This is a genomic window from Achromobacter maghribensis, from assembly GCF_057334215.1.
The window spans coordinates 359,831-366,472 of sequence record NZ_JBHFII010000044.1 but is presented as its reverse complement, the minus strand read 5'-3'; the positions used below and the strand labels follow the sequence as shown (position 1 = coordinate 366,472).

General features: G+C 66.0%; 6 protein-coding genes. 4 read left to right on the top strand and 2 right to left on the bottom strand.

Annotated features, from left to right (window positions below):
• Positions 1 to 16 precede the first annotated feature (16 nt).
• Together ACE039_RS19615 and ACE039_RS19610 are read right to left on the bottom strand one after the other, a co-directional pair.
• Positions 17 to 1,615, bottom strand: a complete 1,599-nt coding sequence (locus ACE039_RS19615) for a glycerol-3-phosphate dehydrogenase/oxidase (protein ID WP_310028983.1) — start codon at positions 1,613 to 1,615, stop codon at positions 17 to 19.
• 91 nt (positions 1,616 to 1,706) lie between these two features.
• A complete protein-coding gene (locus ACE039_RS19610; protein ID WP_233213956.1) occupies positions 1,707 to 2,555 on the bottom strand; it encodes a DeoR/GlpR family DNA-binding transcription regulator in 849 nt (282 codons plus the stop codon).
• 210 nt (positions 2,556 to 2,765) lie between these two features.
• On the opposite strand from ACE039_RS19610, the gene ACE039_RS19605 reads away from it, so the two are divergent.
• From ACE039_RS19605 to ACE039_RS19590, 4 genes are read left to right on the top strand one after another with little or no spacing between them, the layout of a single operon-like run.
• The gene (locus ACE039_RS19605) at positions 2,766 to 3,851 is read left to right on the top strand and encodes an ABC transporter ATP-binding protein (RefSeq protein WP_485823129.1); all 1,086 of its coding nucleotides are present in this window, start codon (positions 2,766 to 2,768) and stop codon (positions 3,849 to 3,851) included.
• Complete coding sequence (locus ACE039_RS19600; RefSeq protein ID WP_485823128.1) at positions 3,851 to 4,939, top strand: ABC transporter ATP-binding protein; 1,089 nt, start codon at positions 3,851 to 3,853, stop codon at positions 4,937 to 4,939. The genes ACE039_RS19605 and ACE039_RS19600 overlap by 1 nt, the downstream gene beginning before the upstream one ends.
• Complete coding sequence (locus ACE039_RS19595; protein WP_105556850.1) at positions 4,936 to 5,826, top strand: carbohydrate ABC transporter permease; 891 nt, start codon at positions 4,936 to 4,938, stop codon at positions 5,824 to 5,826. The genes ACE039_RS19600 and ACE039_RS19595 overlap by 4 nt, the downstream gene beginning before the upstream one ends.
• On the top strand, positions 5,819 to 6,631 hold the full coding sequence (locus ACE039_RS19590; protein ID WP_485823127.1) for a carbohydrate ABC transporter permease: 813 nt from the start codon (positions 5,819 to 5,821) through the stop codon (positions 6,629 to 6,631). The genes ACE039_RS19595 and ACE039_RS19590 overlap by 8 nt, the downstream gene beginning before the upstream one ends.
• The last annotated feature ends 11 nt before the right edge of the window (positions 6,632 to 6,642 follow it).

Genomic DNA, 6,642 nt, shown 5'->3' with positions numbered 1-6,642 from the left:
CCCCCCCCCCCCGGCGTCATTTCAGGCGGTAGTTGGCCGCGACCACGGCCAGGCTCTGCAACGTCCGCTGCTGCCAGGCGGCGTCGTGACCCAGTTCTTCGGCCAGGATGCGCGCCACTTCCGGCGCGGCCAGCATCGCGGCTTCGCTGTCCAGGAATAGCGCGCGGTTGCGGCGGGCCAGCACGTCTTCGGCGCTGCGCGCCAATTCGAAACGCGCGGCAAAACGCACGTGCGCTTCCGATAGGCCGCTGGCGTTGACCAGCATGCGGTCAGCGCCTGGCAGCGCCTTCAGGATGGCCAGGTCGCTGCCGTAGTAGCTGTCCGGCGTGCCGGCGTGTTCCTGCGAAGGCGTCAGGCCGGAGGCGCCGTGCAGCGGCAACGATTCGGTGCGGCAGGTGGCCTGCGTCAGCAATTGGTGCTGGATGGCGGTATCCACCACGTCCTGCGCCATGCGGCGGTACGTCGTCCATTTGCCGCCGGTCACCGTCACCAACCCGGCGTTGGACACCAGGATGGTGTGTTCGCGCGACAGCTGCTTGGTCGACGCCTCGCCCGTGGCCTTGACCAGCGGGCGCAGGCCCGCCCAGACGCTGGTGACGTCGTCGCGCGTGGGCTTGCGGCTGAGGTAGCGCGCCGCCGTGCCCAGAATGAAATCCACGTCCTGGGCGCCGGCTTCCGGATCCAGCGGCAGGTCGTCGCGCGGCGTGTCGGTCGTGCCCACGATGGTGTGGCCGTTCCATGGCACGACGAACAGCACGCGGCCGTCATCGGTCTTGGGGATCAGGATGGCGCGATTGCCGGGCAGGAAGTCGCGCGGCAAGGTCAGGTGCACGCCCTGGCTGGGCGCGACCATGGTCGGCGCGTTCTTGTCTTCCATGCGGCGCACGGCATCCACCCAGACTCCGGTGGCGTTGATCACGCACCGGGCCCGCAATGAAAAACTGGCGCCGCCGATCACGTCTTGCGCCGTCACGCCGTCAACCTTGCCGTTGCTGGTGGTCAGCCCGGTGGCGCGCACGTAGTTCACCGCCGTGCCGCCCTGGTCGAAGAGCGTGCGCATCAGGCTCATGGCCAGGCGCGCGTCGTCGAACTGGCCGTCGTAATACAGCACGCCACCCTTCAGGCCGCGGCCATTGACGCTTTCGGCCAGCGTCGGCGCGTTGGCCAGCGTGTCGCGGCGCGACAGCCAGCGGCTGGGCGCCAGGTTCAGTTTGCCGGCCAGCATGTCGTACATCTTCAGGCCGATGCCGTAGAAGGGCTGGTCCATCCAGTTGTACGCGGGCACCACGAAGCCCAGCGGCCATACCAGGTGCGGCGCGTTGCGGTTGAGCAGGCCGCGTTCGTGCAGCGCTTCGCGCACCAGGCTGACGTTGCCTTGGGCCAGATAGCGCACGCCGCCGTGCACCAGCTTGGTGGCCTTGCTGGAGGTGCCCTTGGCGAAGTCGGCGCCTTCGATCAACAACGTGCGGTAGCCGCGCGAGGCGGCATCGACGGCCGTGCCCAGGCCCGTCGCGCCGCCGCCGATGACGATGACGTCCCAGGAAGGCGTGTTGTCCAGGGTGGACAACAGGCGGTTGCGGTCGGGCGGGGTGACGTTGGCGAGCGGTTGGTTCATAAGTCGTTGCGGCGGGGCCGCCAGGTAGAAGCGTGGTTGTCGTGTGCGGGCGGGCGGAGGCGGGCGTTGAGTCCGGGTCCGGCGCGCCGGTTCAAGCGTGGGATGCCGAAGGGTTCGTGGAGGCCGTGGCGCCAGCCGATACCTCGGCTGCCGGCGCCCCGGCGGCCGCGTTCGGCGCCGCCGCCACTTCGCAGCGCACGCCGGAATCCAGCAGCACTTGCGCCAGGGGTTCTTGCGGATGCGCGTCGGTGAAAAAGCGGTCGATCTGCGATATGTGCGCCAGTTCCACCATGGCCTGGCGTTTGAATTTGCTGCTGTCGGCCGCCAGCCAGACCTCGCGCGACTGCTCGATGATGGTTCGCGCCACGCGTACCTCGCGGAAGTCGTAGTCGCGCAGCGTGCCGTCGGCTTCGATGCCCGAAATGCCGATCAGCCCGATATCCACCTTGAACTGCCGGATGAAGTCCATGGTGGCTTCGCCGACGATGCCGCGGTCGCGCGAACGCACCACACCGCCCGCGACGATGACTTCGCAGTCAGGGTTGTCGGACAGGATGTCCGCCACGTGCAGATTGTTCGTAATGACGCGCAGGCCGCGATGGCGCAGCAGGGCGCGTGCGATGGCCTCGGTGGTGGTGCCGATGTTCAGGATCAGCGAACAGCCGTCCGGCACGGCGCGGGCCACGGCTTCGGCGATGCGCTGCTTGCCGGCTGCGTGCAGTCCCTGGCGCTTGCGGTAGGCGATGTTCTCGATGGTCGAGGCCTCGATGCGCACGCCGCCGTGAAAGCGCGACAGCAGGCCGGCTTCGGAAAGGATGTTCACGTCGCGCCGCACCGTCTGCAGCGTGACGTCAAAGCGTTTGGCAAGCTCTTCGATCGATGCCGAGCCCTGGGCCCGCACCATTTCGATCAAAGCGCTTTGTCGTGGATTCAGTGTCATGGACGAATGATAAAACAACAAAAGCGAAAAATAATGCCGCACTGCAAGATTGTTTTTTGTTCGCTTCTTGGGTAAAACGCACAAAAAACGAAAGCCATCTGAAAGAGTATGCTCATGCTGTTGCGCGCATTCGCGCACAGGCAGGGCGCTGTACCGAATACCGAAGTCCGTGTGAAAAATAGGGACGTATAAGTAGGTAGAGGAGACTAGATGCAGCTGACCTTGGACAGGATTGGTTTGCGGGCCGGCTCGCAGACGCACCTGACCCCCATGAGCCTGGCCCCGGTTCCGGGCGCCATGACGGTATTGCTGGGGGCGACCCTGGCTGGCAAGACGTCGCTGATGCGCATCATGGCGGGGCTGGACCGGCCGACCGAGGGCCGCGTGCTGGTCGACGGCGCCGACGTGACCGGCGTGCCGGTGCGCCAGCGCAACGTCGCCATGGTCTACCAGCAGTTCATCAACTACCCGTCCATGTCGGTCCACGACAACATTGCGTCCCCGTTGAAACTGCGCGGGGAACGGGACATCCGCGAAAAGGTTCGCGCCATGGCGGCGCGCCTGCACATCGATCACCTGCTGGAGCGCTACCCCTCGGAACTGTCTGGCGGGCAGCAGCAGCGCGTGGCGCTGGCCCGGGCGCTGGTCAAGGACGCGCCGTTGATCCTGCTGGACGAACCGCTGGTCAACCTGGACTACAAGCTGCGCGAAGAACTGCGCGAAGAACTGTCCGAACTGTTCGCGGAAGGGCGTTCCACGGTGGTGTACGCCACCACCGAACCCGGTGAAGCGCTGTTGCTTGGCGGCCACACGGCGGTACTGGACGCGGGCGAACTGTTGCAATACGGCCCCACCGCCGAGGTCTTTCACCGGCCCAATTCGATCCGGGTCGCGCGCGCGTTCAGCGACCCACCCATGAACCTGTTTGCCGCGCGCCGCACGGACGCGGGCTTCGTCCTGGAAGGCCAGATGGCGGTGGCGCGCCACTTGCCACCCGGCACGGGCGCGGATTTGACCGCGGGCTTGCGCGCCGGGGCGTTGGACGTCGCGCCGCGCCCCGGCCACATCGGCCTGCCCGGCGTGGTGAAGCTGGCGGAGATATCCGGGTCGGACACCTTCGTCCACGCGGAAACGGCGGCGGGTAATGTCGTTGCGCAATTGCCGGGGGTGCACCGGTACACGCTGGACCAGCGCGTCGAGCTGTATTTCGACCCGGCGCAGACCTATGCCTTCGGCGCCGATGGCGCGCTGCTGGCCGCGCCTCGGCAACCTGCCGGCGCCGGGGAGGTAGCCTGATGGCGCAGATCGAGCTGGACCTGTCGCACTCCTACGTGGCCGATCCCAAGACCGACGAGGACTACGCGCTGCTGCCACTGAAGTTCACGTTCCGCGACGGCGGCGCCTATGCCTTGCTGGGGCCGTCGGGCTGCGGCAAGACCACCTTGCTGAATTGCGTGTCGGGTTTGCTGCGGCCATCGCATGGCCGCATCCTGTTCGACGGGCAGGACGTCACCGCCAAGACCCCGCAAGCGCGCAACATTGCCCAGGTGTTCCAGTTTCCCGTCGTGTACGACACGATGACAGTGGCGGAAAACCTGGCGTTCCCGCTGCGCAACCGCGGCATCGCGCCGGGCCGCATCCGCGAACGCGTGGGCCGCATCGCCGAAATGCTCGAGATGTCAGCCGTGCTGGACCGCCGTGCCAGCGGTTTGACGGCAGATGCCAAGCAGAAGATCTCGTTGGGGCGCGGGCTGGTGCGGAGCGACGTGTCGGCCATTCTGTTCGACGAGCCGCTGACGGTTATCGACCCGCAACTGAAATGGGAACTGCGGCGCAAGCTCAAGGAAATCCACCACGAGTTCAAGTTGACGCTGATCTACGTCACCCACGACCAGACCGAAGCGTTGACTTTCGCCGACCAGGTCATGGTGATGGCGCGGGGCCGCGCCGTGCAAGTCGGCAGCGCCGATGACCTGTTCGAACGGCCCGCCCACACGTTCGTCGGTCACTTCATCGGCTCTCCCGGCATGAACTTCCTGCCCGCGCAATGGCGCGACGGCGCACTGATGGTGGGGCAAAGCCGCGTTGGCGGCGCGCCCGAGGACCTGGGCGCCAAGCTGGCGGGGGCAGGCCCCGTCAAGCTGGGGGTGCGCCCTGAATACCTGCGCGTGACCGATGCCGGCGCGGCTGGCGCGGTGCCCGTGCGCGTGGACCGGGTGCAGGACGTGGGCACCTATACCTTGCTGGTGGGCGACTTCGAGGGCGTCCCGGTGCGGGCCCGGCTCGGCAGCCAGGTCGTGCCGGCCGCGGCGGGCGGCACGGTCTGGCTGTCGGTGCTTAACCCGCATACCTGCTTCTACCGCGACGAGGCGCTGATTCCATGAAACCCATCGATCACCGGGCCTGGTTCCTGGTCCTGCCCGTGGTGCTGTGCGTGGCGTTCTCGGCCATCCTGCCACTGATGACCATCGTCAACTATTCGGTGCAGGACATCATTTCCCCAGAACGCCGCGTCTTCGTCGGCACGGAATGGTACGCCGCGGTGTTGCAGGACGAGGAACTGCATGGCGCCTTGTTCCGGCAGATCGGCTTTTCGCTGGCGGTGTTGGCCATCGAGATCCCGCTAGGCATCCTGCTGGCGCTGTCGATGCCGGCCAGCGGCTGGCGCGCCTCGGCCGTGCTGGTGATCATCGCGCTGTCGCTGCTGATTCCATGGAACGTCGTCGGCACCATCTGGCAGGTGTTCGGCCGCACCGACATCGGCCTGCTGGGCGCCACCTTGTCCTGGCTGGGCGTGGACTACAACTACACCGGCAATGACGTGGACGCCTGGGTGACGGTGCTGGTCATGGACGTCTGGCACTGGACGCCGCTGGTCGCGCTGCTGTGCTATGCGGGGCTGCGGGCCATTCCCGACGCCTACTACCAGGCCGCCCGCATCGACGGCGCGTCGCGCCTGGCCGTGTTCCGCTACATCCAGCTGCCCAAGATGCGCGGCGTGCTGATGATCGCGGTGCTGCTGCGCTTCATGGACAGTTTCATGATCTACACCGAGCCGTTCGTGCTGACGGGCGGCGGACCGGGCAATGCCACGACGTTCCTGTCGCAATACCTGACGCAGAAGGCCGTGGGCCAGTTCGACCTGGGGCCGGCCGCGGCATTTTCGATCATCTACTTCCTGATCATCCTGCTGCTGTGCTTCATCCTCTACAACTGGATGCAACGTGCGGGCACGACCGGCGGCGTCGACGAGGAGCATGCCAATGCGTGATCAATCGACCTGGTGGCGTTCCGCCTTCCTGATCCTCTACCTGGTGTTCGCCATCCTGCCGCTGTACTGGATGCTGAACATGTCGTTCAAGACGAACACTGAAATCGTCAGCACCCTGACCCTGTGGCCGCGCGATTTCACCCTTGAGCATTACCGCACGATCTTCACGGATCCGGCCTGGTATTCGGGCTACATCAATTCGCTGATCTACGTGGTCATCAACACCGTGATCTCGCTGGCCGTCGCGTTGCCGGCCGCCTACGCGTTTTCGCGCTACCGCTTCATTGGCGACAAGCATGTGTTCTTCTGGCTGCTAACCAACCGCATGACGCCGCCCGCCGTGTTCCTGCTGCCGTTCTTCCAGTTGTACAGCTCGTTCGGGCTGATGGACACGCACCTGGCCGTGGCGTTGGCACATCTGGTCTTCAACGTGCCGCTGGCCGTGTGGATTCTGGAAGGCTTCATGTCCGGGGTGCCCCGCGAAATCGACGAGACCGCCTATGTCGACGGTTACTCCTTCCCGCGCTTTTTCCTGGCGATCTTCCTGCCGCTGATCAAGTCGGGCGTGGGGGTGGCGGCATTCTTCTGCTTCATGTTCAGCTGGGTGGAACTGCTGCTGGCGCGCACGCTGACGTCTGTCAACGCCAAACCGATCGTTGCCACCATGACCCGAACCGTGTCGGCTTCCGGCATGGATTGGGGGGTGCTGGCGGCGGCGGGCGTGCTGACCATCGTGCCGGGCGGCATCGTCATCTGGTTCGTGCGCCACTACATCGCGAAGGGCTTCGCGATGGGCCGGGTGTAGCGTCAAGGGAC

Bases quoted from the DNA above. Each gene is read 5' to 3' on its own strand.
- ACE039_RS19610 (WP_233213956.1), bottom strand. From the start codon at position 2,555: ATGACACTGAATCCACGACAAAGCGCTTTGATCGAAATGGTGCGGGCC.
- ACE039_RS19615 (WP_310028983.1), bottom strand. From the start codon at position 1,615: ATGAACCAACCGCTCGCCAACGTCACCCCGCCCGACCGCAACCGCCTG.
- ACE039_RS19605 (WP_485823129.1), top strand. From the start codon at position 2,766: ATGCAGCTGACCTTGGACAGGATTGGTTTGCGGGCCGGCTCGCAGACG.
- ACE039_RS19590 (WP_485823127.1), top strand. From the start codon at position 5,819: ATGCGTGATCAATCGACCTGGTGGCGTTCCGCCTTCCTGATCCTCTAC.
- ACE039_RS19595 (WP_105556850.1), top strand. From the start codon at position 4,936: ATGAAACCCATCGATCACCGGGCCTGGTTCCTGGTCCTGCCCGTGGTG.
- ACE039_RS19600 (WP_485823128.1), top strand. From the start codon at position 3,851: ATGGCGCAGATCGAGCTGGACCTGTCGCACTCCTACGTGGCCGATCCC.